Genomic DNA, 19,754 nt, shown 5'->3' with positions numbered 1-19,754 from the left:
CCGTATGGCCCCGGAAGCAGGTACCGTTGAAGCCCTACGGACCGGTCTCTCTGCGGAGAGCCCGTTCCGAATCATGAACGCGTGTCAAGACTCTGGGGCCGTCGAGCCCCGTCACCGAGGGGGTCGAGCCATGGGGCGCGGCCGGGCAAAGGCCAAGCAGACGAAGGTCGCCCGCCAGCTGAAGTACAGCAGCGGCGGGACTGACCTGTCGCGTCTGGCCAACGAGCTGGGCGCATCGACTTCGAACCAGCAGCCGCCGAACAGCGAGCCGTTCGAGGACGAGGTCGAGGACGACGACGACCCGTACGCACGCTACGCGGAGCTGTACGACGCTGACGACGAGGACGAGGAGTCCGGTCCGTCGCAGCAGCGTCGCGGGGCTTGACTCCGGCCGGCTCGGCCGGCGCAAGGAACACGCACTGAACCCGGTCCGGGATGCCCCGGACCGGGTTCAGTGCTGCGCGCGACGGTTTCCGAACGCGTACGACCGGTGCGCGGACGACCGGTGACCGGGGCACGCCACGCATGAGGAGGGGGAGCGGACCCGTGGGTCCGCTCCCCCTCCTCATGCGTATGGTGCCGGTGTTCCCGCAGGTCAGGCGGCGTAGTCCCCGGTGAGGGCGGCGCCCTCGGCGTGGTCGCCGCGGTCGACGACCTCTCCGGCGACCCAGGACTCGACGCCGCGGTCGGCCAGGGTGGTCAGGGCCACCTCCACCGACTCCTGCGGGACCACGGCCATCATGCCGACGCCCATGTTCAGGGTCTTCTCCAGCTCCAGGCGCTCCACCTGACCGGCCTTGCCCACCAGGTCGAAGATCGCGCCCGGGGTCCAGGTCGAACGGTCCACGGTGGCGTGCAGGTGGTCGGGGAGGACCCGGGCCAGGTTGGCCGCCAGGCCGCCGCCCGTGATGTGCGAGAAGGCGTGGACCTCGGCGGTCCGGGTGAGGGCCAGGCAGTCCAGGGAGTAGATCTTCGTGGGCTCCAGCAGCTCCTCGCCGAGGGTGCGGCCGAACTCCGGGACCTCGCGGTCCAGGGCGTGACCCGCCCGGTCGAAGAGCACGTGGCGTACCAGCGAGTACCCGTTCGAGTGAAGTCCGGAGGAGGCCATCGCGATGACGGCGTCCCCCTTCCGGATGCGATCGGCGCCCAGCAACCGGTCGTACTCGACGACGCCGGTACCGGCGCCCGCCACGTCGAAGTCGTCCGGGCCGAGCAGGCCCGGGTGCTCGGCGGTCTCGCCGCCGACGAGCGCGCAGCCGGCGAGGACGCAGCCCTCGGCGATGCCCTTGACGATCGCGGCGACCCGCTCCGGGTGGACCTTGCCCACGCAGATGTAGTCGGTCATGAAGAGCGGCTCCGCGCCGCAGACGACGATGTCGTCCATGACCATCGCGACCAGGTCGTGGCCGATGGTGTCGTACACGCCCATCTGGCGGGCGATGTCCACCTTGGTGCCGACTCCGTCGGTGGCGGAGGCCAGCAGGGGCCGCTCGTAGCCCTTGAGGGCGGAGGCGTCGAAGAGTCCCGCGAAGCCCCCGAGGCCGCCCAGGACCTCGGGACGCCGGGTCTTCTTGACCCACTGCTTCATGAGCTCGACGGCGCGGTCGCCCGCTTCGATGTCGACGCCCGCGGACGCGTAGGAGGCACCGGTGGTCTCAGACATGGGTGAGAGCTTTCGTGTCGTTACTGCGTTGAGCGGGTGTCACGGGCGCCGGAGCGCGTCGGCGGCGTCGGTGCCGCCCAGCAGCTCGGTCTCCAGCAGCTGCTTGCCCAGGAGCTCGGGGTCCGGCAGCTCCATCGGGTACTCCCCGTCGAAGCAGGCCCGGCACAGGTCCGGCTTGGCGATGGTGGTCGCCTCGACCATGGCGTCCAGGGAGATGTACGAGAGGGAGTCGGCGCCCAGGGACTTGCCGATCTCCTCCACGGTCATGCCGTTGGCGATCAGCTCCGCGCGGGTGGCGAAGTCGATGCCGAAGAAGCACGGCCACTTCACGGGCGGGGAGGAGATCCGGATGTGGACCTCGGCGGCGCCCGCCTCGCGGAGCATCCGGACCAGGGCGCGCTGGGTGTTGCCGCGGACGATGGAGTCGTCCACGACCACCAGGCGCTTGCCCCGGATGACCTCCTTGAGGGGGTTCAGCTTCAGCCGGATGCCGAGCTGCCGGATGGTCTGCGAGGGCTGGATGAAGGTGCGGCCCACGTAGGCGTTCTTCACCAGTCCGGAGCCGTACGGGATACCACTGGCCTCGGCGTAGCCGACGGCCGCGGGGGTCCCGGACTCGGGGGTCGCTATCACCAGGTCGGCGTCGACGGGCGCTTCCGCCGCGAGGCGGCGACCCATCTCGACCCGGGAGAGGTAGACGTTCCGACCCGCGATGTCCGTGTCCGGGCGGGCCAGGTACACGTACTCGAAGACGCAGCCCTTGGGCTTCGCTTCCGCGAATCGGGAGGTGCGGAGGCCGTTCTCGTCGATCGCGATGAGCTCGCCCGGTTCGACCTCGCGGACGAAGCTGGCGCCGCAGATGTCGAGGGCGGCGGTCTCGCTCGCGACCACCCAGCCGCGCTCCAGGCGGCCGAGCACCAGCGGGCGGATGCCCTGCGGGTCGCGTGCGGTGTAGAGGGTCCCCTCGTCCATGAAGACGAGCGAGAAGGCCCCCTTGACCTTGGGGAGGACCGCGCGGGCGGACTCCTCGATGGTCATCGGCTTGCCGTCGGCGTCGACCTGTCCGGCCAGCAGGGCCGTGACCAGGTCGGTGTCGTTGGTGGCCGCCACCTGGGTGGCACGGCCGTCCTGCTTGGGCAGGTCGGCGACCATCTCGGCGAGCTCGGCCGTGTTGACCAGGTTGCCGTTGTGACCCAGGGCGATCGAGCCGTGGGCCGTGGCACGGAAGGTGGGCTGCGCGTTCTCCCACACCGAGGCTCCGGTGGTGGAGTAGCGCGCGTGACCGACCGCGATATGTCCCTGGAGGGAGCCGAGGGAGGTTTCGTCGAAGACCTGGGAGACGAGTCCCATGTCCTTGAAGACGAGGATCTGGGAACCGTTGCTCACTGCGATTCCCGCGGACTCCTGTCCACGGTGCTGCAGCGCATACAGTCCGAAGTAGGTGAGCTTGGCGACCTCTTCACCCGGAGCCCAGACACCGAAGACGCCGCAAGCGTCCTGGGGGCCCTTCTCGCCGGGGAGCAGGTCGTGGTTGAGTCGTCCATCACCACGAGGCACGCCCCCGAGTGTAGGCGAGATCGACCACTGGTCCGAATTGGGGAAGCCCGGGAAATGTCACAGCACAGAGGGTGACGGGACCCCCACGTCTCGGTATGCGGATCCCCTTGTTGACATCTACAAAAGGCTCGTACAGGCTCTCGCCCCATGCAGCCCTTCGGTGACCGTCCCGTCACCCTCGTCGAGCGCCGCCACGTTGACCTGGTCCGTGTCGCGAGCGCCATCTGTCGCTGCTCTGCGTAATCGCAACTCTGCGTTTCCTTTTCCCTTTTCACTTCGCTCCGCCCCGTCCGCTCCGGCCGGGCGGCGGTGTGCGCCGTCCCGCGCACCGCCCCCTGGCCGGACCGCCGGGCCATGCCCTGGAGTCCTCGTGTCTTCCTCCAAGAGCCCGTTGTCCCGCCGTGCCTTCGGAGGGGCCGTCGGAGCCACCGCGGCCACCGCCGCGGTGGGCCTTTCCACCGCCCCCGAAGCCCTCGCCCACACCCCTTCCGGGGCCTCTCCGGCACCCCGCGAGAGGGAGTTCCGGGCCGATCCGAAGCGCCGCTCGAAGCGCCCCAACATCCTCTTCATCCTGGGTGACGACCTGGGCTGGGCGGACCTCTCCGCGTACGGCTCCCCCGACATCCACACCCCGAACCTGGACCGGCTGGGGCGCGAGGGGGTGCGCTTCACGGACGCCTACTCGGGCTCCGCCACCTGCTCCCCGACCCGCTTCAGCCTGTACACCGGCCGCTTCCCGGGGCGGACCCGCGGCGGGCTCGCGGAGCCCATCGCCGACAAGTCCGTGGGCCTGGAGCCCACCCACCCCACGCTGGCCTCGCTGCTGCGGGGCGCCGGCTACGCCACCGCCCTGATCGGCAAGTGGCACTGCGGATACCTGCCCGACTACAGCCCCACCCGGTCCGGCTGGGACGAGTTCTTCGGCAACTTCGGCGGGGCCCTGGAGTACTACTCCAAGCTCGGTCTCGGCGGCGAGTACGACCTCTACGAGGGCGACGCCGAGTACAAGGACCTGCGGTACTACACCCGGATCCTGACCGAGCGGGCGAGCGAGTACGTCTCCCGCGACCACGACAAGCCCTGGCTGCTGAACCTCAACTTCACCACCCCGCACTGGCCGTGGATCGCGGACGGGGACACCGAGGAGAGCGCCGAGATCGTCCGCCGGATCAAGGCCGGCGACGGCCGGGCCCTGTGGCACCAGGACGGCGGCTCCCTGGCCAAGTACAAGGAACTGGTGGAGGACCTGGACCGGTCCGTGGGCAAGGTGCTCCAGGCCCTGCGCCGCTCCGGGCAGGAGCGGGACACCCTGGTCGTCTTCGCCAGCGACAACGGCGGCGAGCGGTTCTCCTACAACTGGCCGCTGGCCGGCAACAAGGGCTCCCTCCAGGAGGGCGGCATCCGGGTGCCCACGCTGCTGCGCTGGCCGGCCCGGCTGGACGGCGGGCAGGTCAGCCACGCCCCGGTGTTCAGCCCGGACTGGACGGCCACCCTGCTGGAGGTGGCCGGGGCCCGACCGGCCGCCTCGCACCCGCTGGACGGGGCGAGCCTCGCGGGCTACCTGCTGCGCGGGGAACGGGCCCCCGCCCGGGACCTGTTCTGGCGGGTGCGCGGGGAGCGGGCGCTGCGCCGCGGGAACTGGAAGTACTACCGGGGCAAGGCGGGTCGGGACCAGCTCTTCGACCTGGCCGGCGACGTCCGCGAGCAGGCCGACAAGGCGGCCGTGGAACCGGCCCGGCTGGCGGAGCTGCGGGCGGCCTGGGAGCGGACGGACGCCGGGCTGCTGCCCTACCCGTCCTGAACGGCGCCGGCCCCGGTCGGTCCGCCCCCTGCGGGGCGGCCGACCGGGGCCGGGTGGGTGCGGGCTGCCGCTACTTCGCGGCCTGGGCGCCGAGGCCGTGGCCGTCCTTGCCGGTGAGGGTGAGGGTGGAGCCGTCGATCTTGTAGGTCAGCGGGCCGGAGGCCAGCAGCAGGCCGAGGCCCTTCTCGGTCTCGGCGGCGTCTCCGGTGCAGGCCATGCGGGTGGCGGCGACCCGGCCGAAGGTGATCGTGTCGCCCTGGACGGTGGCCGGGGCGCGGAAGGTGTTGCAGCCGAGGTTGCCCTCGGCGGTGCCGTCCGCGGAGAGGGTGAAGTACGCCTTGCCGGGGACGGTGGAGACGACGTCGTCGCCGTTCGCCCCGGAGGCCAGGTGCTCCACCTTCCAGCGGGTGCCGGTCAGCGGGGCGGCCTTGGCGGGGGCGTCGGCCTTGCTGGTGAAGGCGATCGCGTCGCCCTTGGCGTTGGTGAGGGTCAGGGAGTCGGGGGCGGTGGCCACCTTCAGCTCGCCTTCGAGGACCTTCGAGTAGAGCATCTCGAACTCGATGACGTCGCAGGCCATGGCGGTGGTCGGACCGGGGTCCACGGTCAGGGTGCCGTCGCCCTGCTCGACCTTGGCGCGGAAGTTGTTGCAGCCGTAGTTGCCGGTCGCTTCCTTCCCCTCGATCAGCAGGTCGGCGGCGCCGGCGGGGGCTTCGGTCTTCTTCCCGCCGACGGTGACGCTCTGGACGGTCCACTTGACACCGGACAGCACCTCCTTGGGACCGGAACCGGTCTCGGCTCCGGAGTCCGTGGTGCTGTTGCTGCCGCAGGCGGTGAGGGCGAGGGCGGCGACGAGGGCCGCGGGCACAAGACGGAGGTTTCGCATGCCGGTGTGACGCGGCGCCCAGGGATCCGGTTCCCTCCCGGCCGGCGGCGGTTCCGTCTCCGCCGCCGTCGACCGTCGGGGAGTCGGGCCGGGCGGGCTCAGCCCATCAGCGGCAGGAGGGCGGCCAGGTCGGCGCGTTCACCGCTCGCGGAGATCCGGGCGGCGGCCAGCTCCGCGGCCCAGTTGGTGCGGCCGGTGGCCAGCCGGATCCAGGTCAGCGGGTCGGTCTCGACGACGTTGGGCGGGGTGCCGCGGGTGTGCCGGGGCCCTTCGACGCACTGCACCACCGCGAAGGGCGGCACCCGTACCTCCACCGAGCCGCCGGGGGCCCGCACGGCGAGGGCGTCGGCCAGCAGGCGGGTGCAGGCGGCCAGGGCCTGCCGGTCGAAGGGGATCTCCAGGCCGGTCGCGCGGTTCAGGTCGTCGGTGTGGACGACGAGTTCGACGGCGCGCGTCACCATGAAGTCGGCCAGGGTCATCGCGCCGACGCGCAGGCCGAGCAGCCGGGAGCCCGGCTGTTCGGCCAGGACGGTCGCGAGCCGTCCGGCGGCCCGCTCGAACCGCTCCGGGAGCGGCCCCTCGACGGCGGTCTCCCGGGCCGCCCGCGCGATCCCGGTGGCGAGCGGCGCGGTGGCGGTGGGCCACCGCACGGCCGTGAGCTCCGCCTTCGGCGGGGCCGGCCGGTCCACCGCGTCGGCCAGGGAGTCCACCACCCAGGCCAGGTGCGCGGCGAGCTCCCGTACGGTCCACTCCCCCAGGCCGGCGGGGGCGGCCAGCCGCTCCTCGGTCAGGCCCCGGACCGCCTCCGCGACCAGGGCGAACTGGGCGGTGACGGCGGCGTTCGTCCGGGCGGGGTCGTAGCTGCGGGTCCGGGGGCTGCGGGCGGTCGGCATGGCTCCGAGGGTAGTCCCCGGGTCCGTCACCGCCCCGGCCTCTGCCGTGCCGCCGGGGCCCGGACACGCCTGTGCCCCGCCCTCCACCGGGGAGGACGGGGCACGGTGCGGCCGTTCGCGCGGTGAGGGTTACGCGAGCAGGGCCGGGATGGTGGCCTCGTGGGCCTCGCGGAGCTCGGCCAGTCCGAGGGTGAACTCGCCCTGGACCTCGATGGCGTCCCCGTCCACCACGCCGATGCGGGTGGCGGGGAGGCCCCGGGCGCCGCACATGTCGGTGAAGCGGAGCTCCTCGCTGCGCGGGACGGACACGATGGCCCGACCCGCCGACTCGGAGAACAGGAAGGTGAAGGCGTCCAGGCCCTCGGGGACGACGACCCGGGCGCCGTTCCCGCCGCGCAGGCAGGACTCGGTCAGCGCCTGGACGACGCCGCCGTCCGAGAGGTCGTGCGCGGCGTCGATCATGCCGTCGCGGGAGGCCGAGATCAGGATCTCGCCGAGCAGCTTCTCGCGGCCGAGGTCCACCTTCGGGGGCAGTCCGCCGAGGTGGTCGTGGACGACCTGGGACCAGGCCGAGCCGCCGAACTCCTCGCGGGTGTCACCGAGCAGGTAGAGGAGCTGGCCCTCTTCGGCGAACGCCATCGGCGTGCGCCGGTTGACGTCGTCGATGACGCCGAGGACCGCCACCACCGGGGTGGGGTGGATGGCCACGTCGCCGGTCTGGTTGTAGAGGGAGACGTTGCCGCCGGTCACGGGGGTGCCCAGCTCCAGGCAGCCGTCGGCGAGACCGCGGGTGGCCTCGGCGAACTGCCACATGACGCCCGGGTCCTCGGGGGAACCGAAGTTCAGGCAGTCGGAGATCGCCAGCGGCTTGGCGCCGGTCGCGGCCACGTTGCGGTAGGCCTCGGCCAGGGCCAGCTGGGCGCCCGCGTACGGGTCGAGCTTGGCGTAGCGGCCGTTGCCGTCGGTGGCCATGGCCACGCCGAGGTTGGTCTCCTCGTCGATGCGGACCATGCCCGCGTCCTCGGGCTGGGCCAGCACGGTGTTGCCCTGCACGAAGCGGTCGTACTGGTCGGTGACCCACGACTTCGACGCCTGGTTCGGGGAGGACACCAGGGCCAGGACCTGCGCGCGGAGCTCCTCGGAGGTCTGCGGGCGGGGCAGCTTCCCGGCGTCGTCCGCCTGGAGGGCGTCCTGCCAGGAGGGCCGCTCGTAGGGGCGGTGGTAGACGGGGCCCTCGTGGGCGACGGTGCCCGGGGGCACGTCCACGATCTGCTCGCCGTGCCAGAAGATCTCCAGGCGCTCGCCCTCGGTGACCTCACCGATCACGGTGGCGATGACGTCCCACTTCTCGCAGATCTCCATGAAGCGGGCCACGTGCTGCGGCTCGACGATCGCGCACATGCGCTCCTGCGACTCGCTCATGAGGATTTCCTCGGGCGAGAGGGTCGCGTCGCGCAGCGGGACGGTGTCGAGCTCGACGCGCATGCCGCCGGAACCGGCCGAGGCCAGCTCGGAGGTGGCGCAGGAGAGCCCGGCGCCGCCGAGGTCCTGGATGCCCGCGACCAGCTTCTCCTTGAAGATCTCCAGGGTGCACTCGATGAGGAGCTTCTCCTGGAAGGGGTCGCCGACCTGCACGGCGGGCCGCTTGGTGGGCTTGCTGTCGTCGAAGGTCTCGGACGCGAGGACCGAGACGCCGCCGATGCCGTCGCCGCCGGTGCGGGCGCCGTAGAGGATGACCTTGTTGCCGGGGCCGGAGGCCTTGGCCAGGTGGATGTCCTCGTGCTTCATCACGCCGATGCAGCCGGCGTTGACGAGGGGGTTGCCCTGGTAGCAGGCGTCGAAGACGACCTCGCCGCCGATGTTCGGCAGGCCGAGGCAGTTGCCGTAGCCGCCGATGCCCGCGACCACGCCCGGCAGCACGCGCTTGGTGTCCGGGTGGTCCGCGGCGCCGAAGCGCAGCGGGTCGACCACGGCCACCGGGCGGGCGCCCATGGCGAGGATGTCGCGGACGATGCCGCCGACGCCGGTGGCCGCGCCCTGGTAGGGCTCGATGTACGAGGGGTGGTTGTGGGACTCCACCTTGAAGGTGACGGCGTAGCCCTGGCCGACGTCGACGACGCCGGCGTTCTCGCCGATGCCGACGAGCATGGCGTCGTTCTGCGGGACCTTCTCGCCGAACTGCTTCAGGTGGACCTTGCTGCTCTTGTAGGAGCAGTGCTCGGACCACATGACGGAGTACATGGCCAGCTCGGCGCCGGTGGGACGGCGGCCGAGGATCTCGCGGATCCGGTCGTACTCGTCCTCCTTGAGGCCGAGTTCCTTCCAGGGCTGCGAGGCGTCGGGGGTCTCCGACGCGTGCGTGACGGTGTCGAGGGTCATGCGCTTACCAGCTTCTTCAGGACCGAGGTGAAGAACGGCAGGCCGTCGGTGCGGCCCGTCCCGACCAGCGGCTCCACCGCGTGCTCGGGGTGCGGCATGAGACCGACGACGTTGCCCGCCGCGTTGGTGATGCCGGCGATGTCGCGGAGCGAACCGTTCGGGTTGAAGTCGAGGTACCGGAACGCGACCCGGCCCTCGGCCTCCAGCTCGTCGAGCGTGCGCTCGTCGGCCACGTAGCGGCCGTCCATGTTCTTGAGCGGGACGGAGATCTCCTCGCCGCGCTCGTAGTCGCCGGTCCAGGCGGTGTCCGCGTTCTCGACGCGGAGCTTCTGGTCGCGGCAGATGAAGTGCAGGTGGTTGTTGCGCAGCATCGCGCCGGGCAGCAGGTGGGCCTCCGTGAGGATCTGGAAGCCGTTGCAGATGCCCAGGACGGGCATGCCCGCCTTCGCCTGCTCGATGATCGTCTCCATGACCGGCGAGAAGCGGGAGATGGCGCCCGCACGCAGGTAGTCGCCGTAGGAGAAGCCGCCCGCGAGGACGACCGCGTCGACCTGGTGGAGGTCCTTGTCGCGGTGCCACAGCGAGACCGGCTCGGCGCCCGCGAGGCGGACGGCGCGCAGCGAATCACGGTCGTCGAGCGTTCCGGGGAACGTGACGACTCCGATGCGAGTGGTCACCCTCAGGCCTCGACCTTCACGGTGAAGTCTTCGATGACGGTGTTGGCGAGGAACGTTTCGGCCATCTCGTGGATGCGGTCGAGGGCGGCCTGGTCGACCGGTCCCTCCACCTCCAGCTCGAAGCGCTTCCCCTGGCGGACGTCGGCGATGCCCTCGAAGCCCAGGCGCGGCAGTGCACGCTGCACCGCCTGGCCCTGAGGGTCGAGGATCTCCGGCTTGAGCATGACGTCGACTACGACGCGTGCCACTGGCACTCCCGGTGTGGTGGTTGGTGCGAAGGCGGTGAGGCCAGCGTACCCGGCCGAAATTTCTACGCGGGTAGATATGCCGGCGGCACTCACGGCTCCCCGTTTCGCCTTCACCAACACTCCGCAAAATCCCCAGGAAAACCAGGTCCACAGGATTGCGGCGGGACACGCGGACAGGATTAATTGAGCTTCACAATGCGCCGTTATTCGATGTACAAAGGAATCCACAAGGAATCCGGCGCGTGGAAACAATGCTCCGAAACATCCATACAGTCGACAACACCCCATGTCAGAGCGGGTGGTGTCGCACGAAGGGACCGATATCCGTGGCGCAGCGCGTAGTAGTCACGATCTCCGACGACATCGATGGCGGAGAAGCGGCGGAAACGGTGGTCTTCGGGATCGACGGCCGGTCGTACGAGATCGACCTCAATCTGGCCAACGCAAAGAAACTCCGCAAGAGCCTCGCCCCTTACGTGGCGGCCGGGCGCCGCCAGGCCCGCTCCGGCAAGGCCTTCAAGCACACCTCCCTGGCGCCCGACCCGGCCGTGGTGCGCGCCTGGGCCCGGTCCAACGACCACGAGGTGCCGCCCCGCGGCCGCATCCCCAAGAAGATCTACGAGGCCTACAACGAGGCCCACTGAGCCCCGATTTGCCAAGCACCCCCGTCCATCGGCTAGTGTGTGGATCACGCCGAGGGGCCGAGACCGCAGGTCAGAACCCCGAAGTCGTGCGGGTGTAGTTCAGTAGCAGAACATCCCCCTTCCAGGGGGAAGGCGCAGTGTGCGATTCCTGTCACCCGCTCTGCAACACTTTTCCGACCACTCCGGTGGATCGGGTAGAGTGGTGCTCGCACCGCCCGGTGAAAGCCGGTCGGCAGCATGCGGACGTGGCTCAGTTGGTAGAGCATCACCTTGCCAAGGTGAGGGTCGCGAGTTCGAATCTCGTCGTCCGCTCAGCGTGAAGGCCCCGGTCATTCGACCGGGGCCTTCTTCGTGTTCCGGGGTGTTCCGACATCTCCGCCCTCCGCCCGCCCCGCCTTCCCCCGCTCCGCCTTCCGGCCGCCGGCGCGTGGCGGGGGCCACACCGTCATGACATATGTCATCGGGGGCGGTGACACCGCGCACTGCCGACGCCTCCGGACCGCCGCGAGGCTGGAACCATGACTGACACCGACCAGCGCGTCATCGAGGTCGATGCCCTCCGCCGCGGCTACTCCGGGGGCTTCGAGGCCGTCCGCGGCATCTCCTTCTCCGTGTCCCGCGGCGAGGTCTTCGCCCTGCTCGGCACCAACGGCGCCGGCAAGACCTCCACCGTGGAAGTGCTCGAAGGTCTGGCCCGGCCCACCGCCGGCACCGTCCGCGTCCTCGGCCTCGACCCGCACGCCGACCGGGCCGTGGTCCGCCCGCGCACCGGGGTCATGCTCCAGGAGGGCGGCTTCCCCGCCGACCTGACCGTCACCGAGACCGTCCGCATGTGGCGGGGCTGCACCACCGGGGCCCGGCCCGCCGCCGAGGTCCTCGCGCAGGTCGGGCTCACCGCCCGGGCCTCGGTCCGGGTCAAGCAGCTCTCCGGCGGCGAGCGCCGCCGCCTCGACCTCGCCCTCGCCCTGCTCGGCTCCCCCGAGGTGCTCTTCCTCGACGAACCCACCACCGGCATGGACGCCGAGGGCCGCCGCGACACCTGGGCCCTGGTCCGCGCCCTGCGCGACGCGGGCACCACCGTGCTGCTGACCACGCACTACCTGGAAGAGGCCGCCGAACTCGCCGACCGCCTCGCCATCCTGCACGCCGGCGAGATCGTCACCGCGGGCACCCCGGACGAGGTCACGGCCTCGCGACCGGCCCGGATCCGCTTCCGCCTCCCCGCCGACGTGCCCGCCGCCCGACTGCCGCTCGACCTGCGGGCCGCCGCCGAGGGGCAGCAGGTCGAGATCCGCACCGACCGGCTCCAGGAGACCCTGACCGGACTGCTGCGCTGGGCCGAGGAGTCGGCCGTACGACTGGAGGGGCTCGACGCCCGCTCCGCCTCCCTCGAAGAGGCGTTCCTGGAGATCGCCGCCCGCACCCCGGAAGGTGTCCGATGAACCTCGCCCACGGCCGACTGGCCGCCCTGGGTCGCGCCGAACTCACCCTGCTCGGCCGGAACAAGAACAACCTGTTCATCGCCCTGCTGATGCCCGTGATGATGGTCTTCATCCTGCGCTCCTCGGTCTCCGGGATCGGCCTCGACGACCTGCCCTCGGGGCCCGCCGCGGCCACCCTCGTCGGCGGCACCGGCATGGTGCTGATGCTCGTCGTCTACATGGCGCTCGTCTCCGCCTACACCGCCCGCCGCGAGGAACTGGTCCTCAAGCGGCTGCGCACCGGCGAGGCCACCGACCTGGAGATCCTCACCGGGAGCTCGCTGCCGCCCGTGGTGATCGCCCTGCTCCAGGTGCTCGTGCTGAGCGTCGGCGGGGCCGTGGCCCTGGACACCGGAGCCCCGGAGCGCCCCCTCCTGCTGCTCGCGGGCGTGCTCACGGCCGTCGTGCTGCTGGTCCCGGCCGCCGCGCTGACCACCGCCATCACCCGCAACGTCGAGAGCGCGGGCATCACCACCCTGCCCTTCTTCCTGCTCTCCGCCGTCGGCTCCGGGATGATGCTGCCCACGGAGGTCCTGCCCGACCCCGTCGCCGACGTCTGCGCCTTCCTCCCCATGAGCGGGGCCATGGAGCTGATCCGCTCCGGCTGGACCGGCACCGGCGGCGCCTACGAGCTCGCCGGGGCCGCCCTCAACGCCCTGGCCTGGATCGTGATCTCCGTGTTTGCATGCACCCGGTGGTTCCGCTGGGAGCCGCGCCGCTGACCGGGCGCGGAGCACGGAACACGGAGCACGGAGCACGGGCCCGTGGGGACGCGCGCACGCGCACCCACGGGTCCACGGACGAGGAGCGGGGAACGGGATGTCGAAGCTGACCGGGTGGTGGAGCAGGCGCGGCCAGGCCGCCAAGATCGAGCTGTACACCCGCTGGTCCTTCCACTTCTTCGTGGTGATCGAGATCTTCCTCGTCGCCCCGGTGTCCTTCACCGCGCGGCAGGGTGAGGCCCCGACCGTCCCGGTGGGCGTCGCCCTCGCCCTGACCTGCTCCGCGCACGCCGTGCTCTGCGGGGTGCTCTCCGCCCGCTCCCTGGACTGGGTGGTCGGCGCCCGCGAGGACCGGCCGTCGCGCACCGCCGCGGTGCTGGTCGCCTTCACCGCGGGCGCCGTCATCGCCCTCCTGCTGCTGCGGAGCGCCGGCACGGTGCCGCCCGGCCCGGTGGGACCCACCCAGGTCGCGGGCCTGGTGTGCTTCACCTCCGGGGCGCTCGTGCTGACCCTGGAGCGGGTCCGGCACATGATGTACGTGGCCGCGGCCGCGGGGGTCGCCACCGCGGCGGCCGCGCTGACGGTGGGTCTGTCCGCCCCCGAGGCGCTGGGCTACGGCGTGGGGACGCTGATCGGGGCCTCGGCCCTGGTCTTCACCTACGGGTTCTCCGCCTGGCTGATCCGCACGGTGTGGGAACTGGACCGGTCCCGGGAGTTGCAGGCGCGGCTCGCGGTGGCCGAGGAGCGGCTGCGGTTCGGCCGCGACCTGCACGACGTGATGGGCCGCAACCTGGCGGTGATCGCGCTGAAGAGCGAACTGGCGGTACAGCTGGCACGGCGGGAACGCGCGGAAGCGGTGGAGCAGATGATCGAGGTGCAGCGGATCGCGCGGGAGTCCCAGCGCGAGGTCCGCGACGTGGTGCGCGGCTACCGCGAGGCGGATCTCGCGGTGGAGCTGGAGGGGGCCCGCGGGGTGCTCGCGGCCGCCGGGATCGACTGTCGGGTGGAGGTGCCCGGCGGGTCCGGGCTGCCCCCGGAGGTGCAGTCGGCCTTCGGCTGGGTGGTCCGCGAGGCCACCACCAACGTGCTGCGCCACGGGGACGCGCGGCGCTGCACGATCGGGCTGTCGGGGGGTACGGGGGTCCCCCTGACGCTGGTCGTGGAGAACGACGGGGTGCCGGACGGGCCGCCGCCCGGACCTCCGGGGTCGGGCCTGGCCGGGCTCCGGGAGCGGCTGGCCTCGCTCGGCGGGACCCTGGAGGCGGGTCCGCTGGCGGGCGGCCGGTTCCGGCTGCGCGCGGAGATCCCCGCCCCGGCGGCCCCGGGGGTGGAGGCGTGAACCCGGTGCGGGTGCTGCTCGCGGACGACGAGCACCTGATCCGCGGGGCGCTGGCCGCCCTGCTGGCCTTGGAGGACGACCTGCTGGTGGTCGCGGAGGCCGCCTCGGGGCCGGAGGCCCTGGCGATGGCGCGGGCCCACCGGCCGGACGTGGCCGTGCTCGACCTCCAGATGCCGGGCCAGGACGGTGTGAGCGTGGCCACGGTGCTGCGGGCCGAACTCCCCTCCTGCAGGACCATGATCGTGACCAGTCACGGCCGGCCGGGACACCTGAAGCGGGCGCTCGCGGCGGGGGTGCGGGCCTTCGCCCCGAAGACCGTCTCGGCGCAGAGGCTCGCGGAGATCATCCGCACCGTGCAGGCCGGAGGCCGTTATGTGGACCCGGAGTTGGCGGCGGACGCGATCAGTGCCGGGGACTCTCCGCTGACCGCGCGGGAGGCCGAGGTGCTCGAACTCGCGGCGGACGGGGCGCCCGTGGCGGAGATCGCGGAGCGGGCCGGGCTGTCGCAGGGGACGGTCCGCAACTACCTCTCCTCGGCGGTGTCGAAGCTGGGTGCCGAGAACCGGCACGCGGCCGTGCGTCTCGCCCGCCTGAAAGGTTGGGTATAGTAGGCAGCGCGCTACGGCGCATGCGGACGTGGCTCAGTTGGTAGAGCATCACCTTGCCAAGGTGAGGGTCGCGAGTTCGAATCTCGTCGTCCGCTCAGTGTGAAGGCCCCGGTCATTCGACCGGGGCCTTCTTCGTGTCTCAGTGGCTCCAGGTGGTGCCGGTGAGCAGCTCGTACGCCTCGATGTACTTGGCGCGGGTGGCGTCCACGACCTGCTGCGGGAGGGCGGGCGGCGGGGTCTCGCTCGCGCGGTCCCAGCCGGAGGCGGGGGAGGTCAGCCAGTCCCGGACGAACTGCTTGTCGTAGGAGGGCTGGGCGCGGCCGGGCTGCCACTGGTCGGCGGGCCAGAAGCGGGAGGAGTCCGGGGTGAGGACCTCGTCGGCGGCGACCAGGGTCTCGCCGTCGAAGCCGAACTCGAACTTGGTGTCCGCGAGGATGATGCCGCGCTCGCGGGCGATGTCGCGGGCCCGGGCGTACACGTCCAGGGTGGTGCGGCGCAGCAGGGCGGCGGTCTCGGCGCCGACCTGGCGGGCCACCTCCTCGTAGGAGACGTTCTCGTCGTGCTCGCCGACGGCGGCCTTGGTGGCCGGGGTGAAGATCGGGGCGGGCAGTTCGGAGCCGTCCTCCAGGCCCTCGGGCAGGGCCAGTCCGCAGACGGTGCGGGAGACCCGGTACTCGGCGAGGCCGGAGCCGGTGAGGTAGCCGCGGGCCACGCACTCCACCGGGACCATGTCGAGGCTCTTGCAGATCAGGGTGCGGCCGGCCCAGTCCTCGGGGGCGCCCTCGGGCAGCTCGGTGCTGATGACGTGGTGCGGGACCAGGTCGGCGAGCTGGTCGAACCACCACAGGGAGAGCTGGGTCAGGACCCGACCCTTGTCGGGGATCTCCGTGGGGAGCACCCAGTCGTAGGCGGACATGCGGTCGCTGGCGACCATCACGAGGTCACCGGCCCGGTTCCGGTAGAGCTCGCGCACCTTGCCGGTGTGGAGGTGGACGAGGCCCGGCACCTGGACCGGCTCGGGCTTTTCGACGAATCCGGACACGGTGTCTCCCTGTGGTTCTGTATGAAGCACCCCGATTCTCGCGCACCCGTCCCCGATCACCGGCAAGGGGGCCCGTCCGGCGGGGCCGGGCCGGTCAGTCGTGCTTGCAGATCCGGTCGAGGAGGTTCGCGGTGGCCCGCTGGATCCTTTCGTCCACGTGCCCGGGGCGGTCCAGGGCCGGGGACCAGGCGAAGGTGCCCGCCGCGAAGACGAGCGCGCCGCTGGGGGCCCGGTAGAGCGAGGTCTCCTGGTGCCGGCGGGTGCCCTTGCCGTCGCGGTACGGAGAGTGGGCGAGCAGGATGCGGCTCTGGTGCGCGGGCAGCTGGGTGCGGGGGAAGTAGCGGTCGGCCTCCCCGGCCACCAGCCCCTCCAGCTCCTGGCCCTCCTCGGCCCCGGTGGCCTCCCACAGCCAGTGGGAGGAGTTGCGGACCACCAGGGGGACGGGCTCGGGGACCCGGCCGGCGTACTGGATGCCGAGCAGCTCCTGTTCGGGGCGGTCGGCCTCCCGCCACAGGGCGGGACGGCCGGGGCCGCGGCGCTTGCGGCAGGTCAGCAGCCGGTCGGGGACCCCGGAGGGCGAGGCGGCCAGCTCCACCTGCCAGTACATGCTGTTGGCGGAGAGGAAGACCAGCGAGGTCCCGGCGTCGCGGGCGGCCTCGGCGGCCCGGCGCATCGGGACGGACCAGTACTCGTCGTGGCCGGGGAAGACCAGGCCGCGGTAGCGGGAGGGGTCCACGCGGCCCGCGTGCAGGTCGCGGGCGTCGGCGTAGCCGAGGTCGTAGCCGTAGCGCTCGGCCCAGCGGATGAAGTCGTAGGCGTGGCCCACGTGGAGGGGGAGTCCGGCGCCGGCGTAGGGGCGGTCGAAGGAGACCGTGGTGGCGGCCTCCGACTCGCCCAGCAGCCGCCCCCGCTCGTCCCAGGCGTGATAGAGGCTGGCGCCGAGCCGGCCGTCCTCCGGGTAGAGGTTGTACGCCTGCCAGGTCACGTCGGGCAGCAGGAGCAGGAGGTCCGCGGGACGGTCGTCGCGGACGGTGAAGGGGACGTGCGAGCGGAAGCCGTCGGCGGTGGTCAGCACGGCCACGTACGCGCCCGGGTTCCAGTACGAGGGCACCTGGAGCCGCCAGGACAGCCACCAGTGGTGGCAGGAGACGGTGCGGTCGGCGGCGAGCGGGGCGGGCTGCACGATCCCGGAGAGCATCGGACTGGAGTGGATCTTGGCGGCGCCGTCCCCGCCGTAGTGCCCGATGCGGTAGACGTCCACGGAGAACGGCTGGGGCGGATCCACGGTGATCCGGAAGTCGATGGCCTCGCCGGGGGCGACGGTGCCGGTGGAGGTGAACCCCTTGATCTGGCGGTGCACGTCGTCCGCCGTGCGGGGGCCGCCGGTGCGCTCGCGGGTGCCCGGGGGCAGCCCGGGGGCGGCGGCGCGGTCCACGTACCAGGGGACCACCTGCCCGGTGTCGCCGAAGTACAGCTCGCTGCCGCGGAACCAGGGCAGCGGGCCCTGCCCGAAGGGGTCCGTCACCGCGTGGGCGAGCGCCCCCGACTCCCACCGCCTGATCCGGTCCGCACCCATGCCGCTCCCCTCCCTCGCTCCCCCGAACGCGGGCTCCGCCCTGGTGCGCGGTTGTCCGCCACCGGTCCCAGCACATCACATTACGCACGCATGCCGTCACCGTTCGTCGCGAATTGACGAGAAGCGGAAGCCCCAGCTCCGGGGGTGGGTGCGGCGGGTGCCCCGGGGTCTCCCCTCCCCGCGCGCCGGGGCCGCGCTTCCGGTACGAACCCCGTGGGCCCGTACCGGAACGCGGTCACACCAGCCTGACCGGCTTCTCCGGCCGTACGCCCGTCTCCGCCAGCCAGCTCCGGAGCGGTTCCGGATCGCCCTCCTCCACCAGCCGCAGGACCCGCGGGCCCAGATCGGCGGCCCGCTTGCCGGCCACGAGCAACACGGGGCCGTCCAGCCAGTCCAGGCCGGGGGCCGCGCCCGCCGAGTCCACCGCGGCGCAGCAGACCATGGCCGTCACGTGGTCCGCGAGCAGGTCCCGGCCGCTGCGCGGCGGCTGCAACGGGAACAGGGGCATCGCGTCCCCGCCCCGGGCCCGGTCGGGATCCGGGGCGACCGCCTCGGCCCGCGCCGCCTCCGCGCCGAGCCGGCCCGCGAGCACCTCGCCGAGGGTGGGATCGGCCCCGCTCAGGCAGCCGATCACCCGTTCCAGCGTGGGACCGGCCGGCACGGACCCGGGACCCGCCGGGGCGCCGGGGCCCGGTGCCGCCGGGGCACCCGGACCGGCCACGGCGGCGGCCGAACGGTCCGCCCGCGGGGCACCGCTCGCGTGGCGGTCGGTCAGGGCCAGCACGTCCAGCGCCTCGTGCAGCCGGGCCGCCTCCAGCCGCCACTTCCGGTCCACGACCTCCTCCGGGTACTCCTGCCAGTCCACCGGAGCCCACTCCGGACCCGGCACCGCCGGACCGCCGTGGAACAACCGGGCGGCCAGCAGCGAGGCCGCCTCGTCGACGACCCCCGGCTCCTCCAGCAGGTCACAGGCGGGACGGTCGCCCAAGCGGGAGGCGAAGCCCTCCGCCAGCCGGTCCCGGCGGGACAGCTCGGTCAGCGCCGACACCACCCCGGCGTCCAGTCGCGAGGGCCACCGGCCCATCCGCCAGGCGGGCAGCGCCACGCGGGTCAGCAGCCGGTCCCAGCCCGCGTACGCGAGCCCCACCTGCTCCTGCGCCACGATCCGCAGCCCGTAGTCCACCGACTGGGCGCGCTCCGAGGCGGCTGCGGCCACCCCGCGCTCCATCTCCGCGGCATCGGCCCGGCACCGCTCCATCAGCGCCCGACCCACCCGACCCACCCAGCCGAGGCCGGGCCGCCGGGCCACGTCCACCGCGGCGTCCAGCCCGGCCACGAACCGCCGGGCCGCGGCTATGTCGGGGTGCGCCGAGGGACCGGTGCCCGCCACCACGGGGGCCAGCACCGCCCGCAGCTCCGCGACCCGCATCCACCACAGGAAGGGCGAACCGATCACCAGCACAGGCGCGGCACCGGCGGCCCCCTCCGGGGCGTCCGCCCCGGAGGCCCGGCCACGGCGGTGCGCCCGGTGGGTGCGGTCCTCCAGCCAGCTGTCGCAATCGGGGGTCAGGGCTATCGCGGAGGGCGCGGGCACGCCCATCCGGTCCGCGAGGTCGCGGACCAGGCGGTAGAGGTCGGGGGCGGCCCGCTCGGGGACCTCCACCGTGGGCGTCACCGCGGGGCGGGCGTGCCGCACCACCGCGCCGAACACCCCGGCGGCCAGCAGGACCAGCCCGCCGACCACCGCGACCACCCAGATCGCCGCGTACCAGAAGCCGCCCGTCAGACGGCCCGTGGAACGGGCGGAGACGAGCACGACCGCGACGGCGGCCGGGAGCAGCGCCAGGGCGAGCGCCCGGGAGCGCAGGCGCAGTACGGCCAGCGCCCGGGAGCGCGCGCTCAAGGCGCCCACTTCGATTCCCATAGCGGTTCCGGACACGGCCGGACGTCACCCCCTCGGTGCCCTGCGGCGGCTTTGGTCACTCCCCCACTGTGGCACTGGCCACCGACATCGCAATGCCGGTGGGCCAAGTGCCGGAATCCTTGCGCGGCACCCTAGTTGGGAGTTCGGCGCCAGTCAGCCGGACGGCTCAGCGTCACCCGATGGAATGGCTTTGGGCAAAGGTGTTGCGTTCGAACGCGGCCGGATGCACTCGCACGCGAAGGCCCGGGGCGCTGCCGCTGCCCGCCGGCTGCGGCGTCGAGGTGCACGCCGCCGATGCCCGCGCCTGGCTGGAGGCC

At 72.5% G+C, this 19,754-nt stretch carries 18 protein-coding genes and 3 tRNA genes; 11 read left to right on the top strand and 10 right to left on the bottom strand.

The features are described from left to right. The first annotated feature begins 130 nt into the window (after positions 1 to 130). The gene (locus ABTZ17_RS24740) at positions 131 to 385 is read left to right on the top strand and encodes a DUF3073 domain-containing protein (protein WP_352197893.1); all 255 of its coding nucleotides are present in this window, start codon (positions 131 to 133) and stop codon (positions 383 to 385) included. 210 nt (positions 386 to 595) lie between these two features. Here ABTZ17_RS24740 and purM read toward each other — a convergent pair whose 3' ends face one another. Together purM and purF are read right to left on the bottom strand one after the other, a co-directional pair. Then, a complete protein-coding gene (gene purM, locus ABTZ17_RS24735; RefSeq protein WP_352197892.1) occupies positions 596 to 1,663 on the bottom strand; it encodes a phosphoribosylformylglycinamidine cyclo-ligase in 1,068 nt (355 codons plus the stop codon). A gap of 39 nt (positions 1,664 to 1,702) precedes the next feature. Continuing rightward, positions 1,703 to 3,220, bottom strand: a complete 1,518-nt coding sequence (gene purF / locus ABTZ17_RS24730) for an amidophosphoribosyltransferase (RefSeq protein WP_352197891.1) — start codon at positions 3,218 to 3,220, stop codon at positions 1,703 to 1,705. A 147-nt stretch (positions 3,221 to 3,367) separates the two neighbouring features. Here purF and ABTZ17_RS24725 point away from each other — a divergent pair, with 147 nt between their 5' ends. Together ABTZ17_RS24725 and ABTZ17_RS24720 are read left to right on the top strand one after the other, a co-directional pair. Further along, a complete protein-coding gene (locus ABTZ17_RS24725; protein ID WP_352197890.1) occupies positions 3,368 to 3,463 on the top strand; it encodes a putative leader peptide in 96 nt (31 codons plus the stop codon). A 127-nt stretch (positions 3,464 to 3,590) separates the two neighbouring features. After that, positions 3,591 to 5,021 (top strand): sulfatase family protein, encoded by a 1,431-nt coding sequence (locus ABTZ17_RS24720; protein WP_352197889.1) that lies wholly within the window; start codon positions 3,591 to 3,593, stop codon positions 5,019 to 5,021. A 70-nt stretch (positions 5,022 to 5,091) separates the two neighbouring features. Here the strand turns inward: ABTZ17_RS24720 and ABTZ17_RS24715 are convergent, their stop codons facing one another. The 5 genes from ABTZ17_RS24715 to purS form a co-directional block, all read right to left on the bottom strand. After that, complete coding sequence (locus tag ABTZ17_RS24715; protein ID WP_352197888.1) at positions 5,092 to 5,886, bottom strand: META domain-containing protein; 795 nt, start codon at positions 5,884 to 5,886, stop codon at positions 5,092 to 5,094. 116 nt (positions 5,887 to 6,002) lie between these two features. Next, positions 6,003 to 6,797, bottom strand: coding sequence for a maleylpyruvate isomerase family mycothiol-dependent enzyme (locus ABTZ17_RS24710; protein WP_352197887.1), 795 nt, complete (start codon positions 6,795 to 6,797; stop codon positions 6,003 to 6,005). Between the two features lie 129 nt (positions 6,798 to 6,926). Beyond that, positions 6,927 to 9,176: a phosphoribosylformylglycinamidine synthase subunit PurL gene (gene purL / locus ABTZ17_RS24705; protein ID WP_352197886.1), complete on the bottom strand. Its 2,250-nt coding sequence runs from the start codon at positions 9,174 to 9,176 to the stop codon at positions 6,927 to 6,929. Next, positions 9,173 to 9,853 (bottom strand): phosphoribosylformylglycinamidine synthase subunit PurQ, encoded by a 681-nt coding sequence (purQ, locus tag ABTZ17_RS24700; protein ID WP_352197885.1) that lies wholly within the window; start codon positions 9,851 to 9,853, stop codon positions 9,173 to 9,175. Before purQ ends, purL begins: the two co-directional genes overlap by 4 nt. Positions 9,854 to 9,855: 2 nt before the next feature. Then, entirely contained in the window at positions 9,856 to 10,101 is a 246-nt protein-coding gene (purS, locus tag ABTZ17_RS24695) for a phosphoribosylformylglycinamidine synthase subunit PurS (RefSeq protein ID WP_352197884.1), read from the bottom strand. 326 nt (positions 10,102 to 10,427) lie between these two features. Between purS and ABTZ17_RS24690 the strand changes: the two genes are divergently transcribed. From ABTZ17_RS24690 to ABTZ17_RS24655, 8 genes are all read left to right on the top strand, one after another. Beyond that, positions 10,428 to 10,745 carry a histone-like nucleoid-structuring protein Lsr2 gene (locus tag ABTZ17_RS24690; protein WP_352197883.1) on the top strand — a complete coding sequence of 106 codons (318 nt, stop codon included), beginning with the start codon at positions 10,428 to 10,430 and terminating at the stop codon, positions 10,743 to 10,745. Between the two features lie 88 nt (positions 10,746 to 10,833). After that, positions 10,834 to 10,905 (top strand) — tRNA-Gly (locus tag ABTZ17_RS24685). 79 nt (positions 10,906 to 10,984) lie between these two features. Then, positions 10,985 to 11,057 (top strand) — tRNA-Gly (locus ABTZ17_RS24680). A 206-nt stretch (positions 11,058 to 11,263) separates the two neighbouring features. Beyond that, a complete protein-coding gene (locus tag ABTZ17_RS24675; RefSeq protein ID WP_352197882.1) occupies positions 11,264 to 12,187 on the top strand; it encodes an ABC transporter ATP-binding protein in 924 nt (307 codons plus the stop codon). Further along, the gene (locus tag ABTZ17_RS24670; protein ID WP_352197881.1) at positions 12,184 to 12,948 is read left to right on the top strand and encodes an ABC transporter permease; all 765 of its coding nucleotides are present in this window, start codon (positions 12,184 to 12,186) and stop codon (positions 12,946 to 12,948) included. The genes ABTZ17_RS24675 and ABTZ17_RS24670 overlap by 4 nt, the downstream gene beginning before the upstream one ends. A 97-nt stretch (positions 12,949 to 13,045) precedes the next feature. Continuing rightward, on the top strand, positions 13,046 to 14,287 hold the full coding sequence (locus ABTZ17_RS24665) for a sensor histidine kinase (protein ID WP_352197880.1): 1,242 nt from the start codon (positions 13,046 to 13,048) through the stop codon (positions 14,285 to 14,287). Then, on the top strand, positions 14,284 to 14,895 hold the full coding sequence (locus ABTZ17_RS24660) for a response regulator transcription factor (protein ID WP_352197879.1): 612 nt from the start codon (positions 14,284 to 14,286) through the stop codon (positions 14,893 to 14,895). The genes ABTZ17_RS24665 and ABTZ17_RS24660 overlap by 4 nt, the downstream gene beginning before the upstream one ends. Before the next feature lie 22 nt (positions 14,896 to 14,917). Continuing rightward, positions 14,918 to 14,990 (top strand) — tRNA-Gly (locus ABTZ17_RS24655). 44 nt (positions 14,991 to 15,034) lie between these two features. Here the strand turns inward: ABTZ17_RS24655 and ABTZ17_RS24650 are convergent. The 3 genes from ABTZ17_RS24650 to ABTZ17_RS24640 form a co-directional block, all read right to left on the bottom strand. Continuing rightward, a complete protein-coding gene (locus ABTZ17_RS24650; RefSeq protein ID WP_352197878.1) occupies positions 15,035 to 15,937 on the bottom strand; it encodes a phosphoribosylaminoimidazolesuccinocarboxamide synthase in 903 nt (300 codons plus the stop codon). 94 nt (positions 15,938 to 16,031) lie between these two features. Continuing rightward, positions 16,032 to 17,513, bottom strand: coding sequence for a N,N-dimethylformamidase beta subunit family domain-containing protein (locus tag ABTZ17_RS24645; protein WP_352197877.1), 1,482 nt, complete (start codon positions 17,511 to 17,513; stop codon positions 16,032 to 16,034). 235 nt (positions 17,514 to 17,748) lie between these two features. Further along, positions 17,749 to 19,437 carry a M48 family metalloprotease gene (locus tag ABTZ17_RS24640; protein WP_352197876.1) on the bottom strand — a complete coding sequence of 563 codons (1,689 nt, stop codon included), beginning with the start codon at positions 19,435 to 19,437 and terminating at the stop codon, positions 17,749 to 17,751. Positions 19,438 to 19,754 lie beyond the last annotated feature (317 nt).

Source organism: Streptomyces sp. NPDC097619, assembly GCF_040302735.1.
Classification (GTDB): Bacteria; Actinomycetota; Actinomycetes; order Streptomycetales; family Streptomycetaceae; genus Streptomyces.
The sequence above is the reverse complement of the archived record's forward strand: the minus strand, read 5'-3'. Positions and strand labels throughout refer to the sequence as shown.

Bases quoted from the DNA above. Each gene is read 5' to 3' on its own strand.
- ABTZ17_RS24645 (WP_352197877.1), bottom strand. From the start codon at position 17,513: ATGGGTGCGGACCGGATCAGGCGGTGGGAGTCGGGGGCGCTCGCCCAC.
- ABTZ17_RS24740 (WP_352197893.1), top strand. From the start codon at position 131: ATGGGGCGCGGCCGGGCAAAGGCCAAGCAGACGAAGGTCGCCCGCCAG.
- purL (WP_352197886.1), bottom strand. From the start codon at position 9,176: ATGACCCTCGACACCGTCACGCACGCGTCGGAGACCCCCGACGCCTCG.
- ABTZ17_RS24710 (WP_352197887.1), bottom strand. From the start codon at position 6,797: ATGCCGACCGCCCGCAGCCCCCGGACCCGCAGCTACGACCCCGCCCGG.
- ABTZ17_RS24665 (WP_352197880.1), top strand. From the start codon at position 13,046: ATGTCGAAGCTGACCGGGTGGTGGAGCAGGCGCGGCCAGGCCGCCAAG.
- ABTZ17_RS24725 (WP_352197890.1), top strand. From the start codon at position 3,368: ATGCAGCCCTTCGGTGACCGTCCCGTCACCCTCGTCGAGCGCCGCCAC.
- ABTZ17_RS24640 (WP_352197876.1), bottom strand. From the start codon at position 19,437: ATGGGAATCGAAGTGGGCGCCTTGAGCGCGCGCTCCCGGGCGCTGGCC.
- ABTZ17_RS24670 (WP_352197881.1), top strand. From the start codon at position 12,184: ATGAACCTCGCCCACGGCCGACTGGCCGCCCTGGGTCGCGCCGAACTC.
- ABTZ17_RS24675 (WP_352197882.1), top strand. From the start codon at position 11,264: ATGACTGACACCGACCAGCGCGTCATCGAGGTCGATGCCCTCCGCCGC.
- purM (WP_352197892.1), bottom strand. From the start codon at position 1,663: ATGTCTGAGACCACCGGTGCCTCCTACGCGTCCGCGGGCGTCGACATC.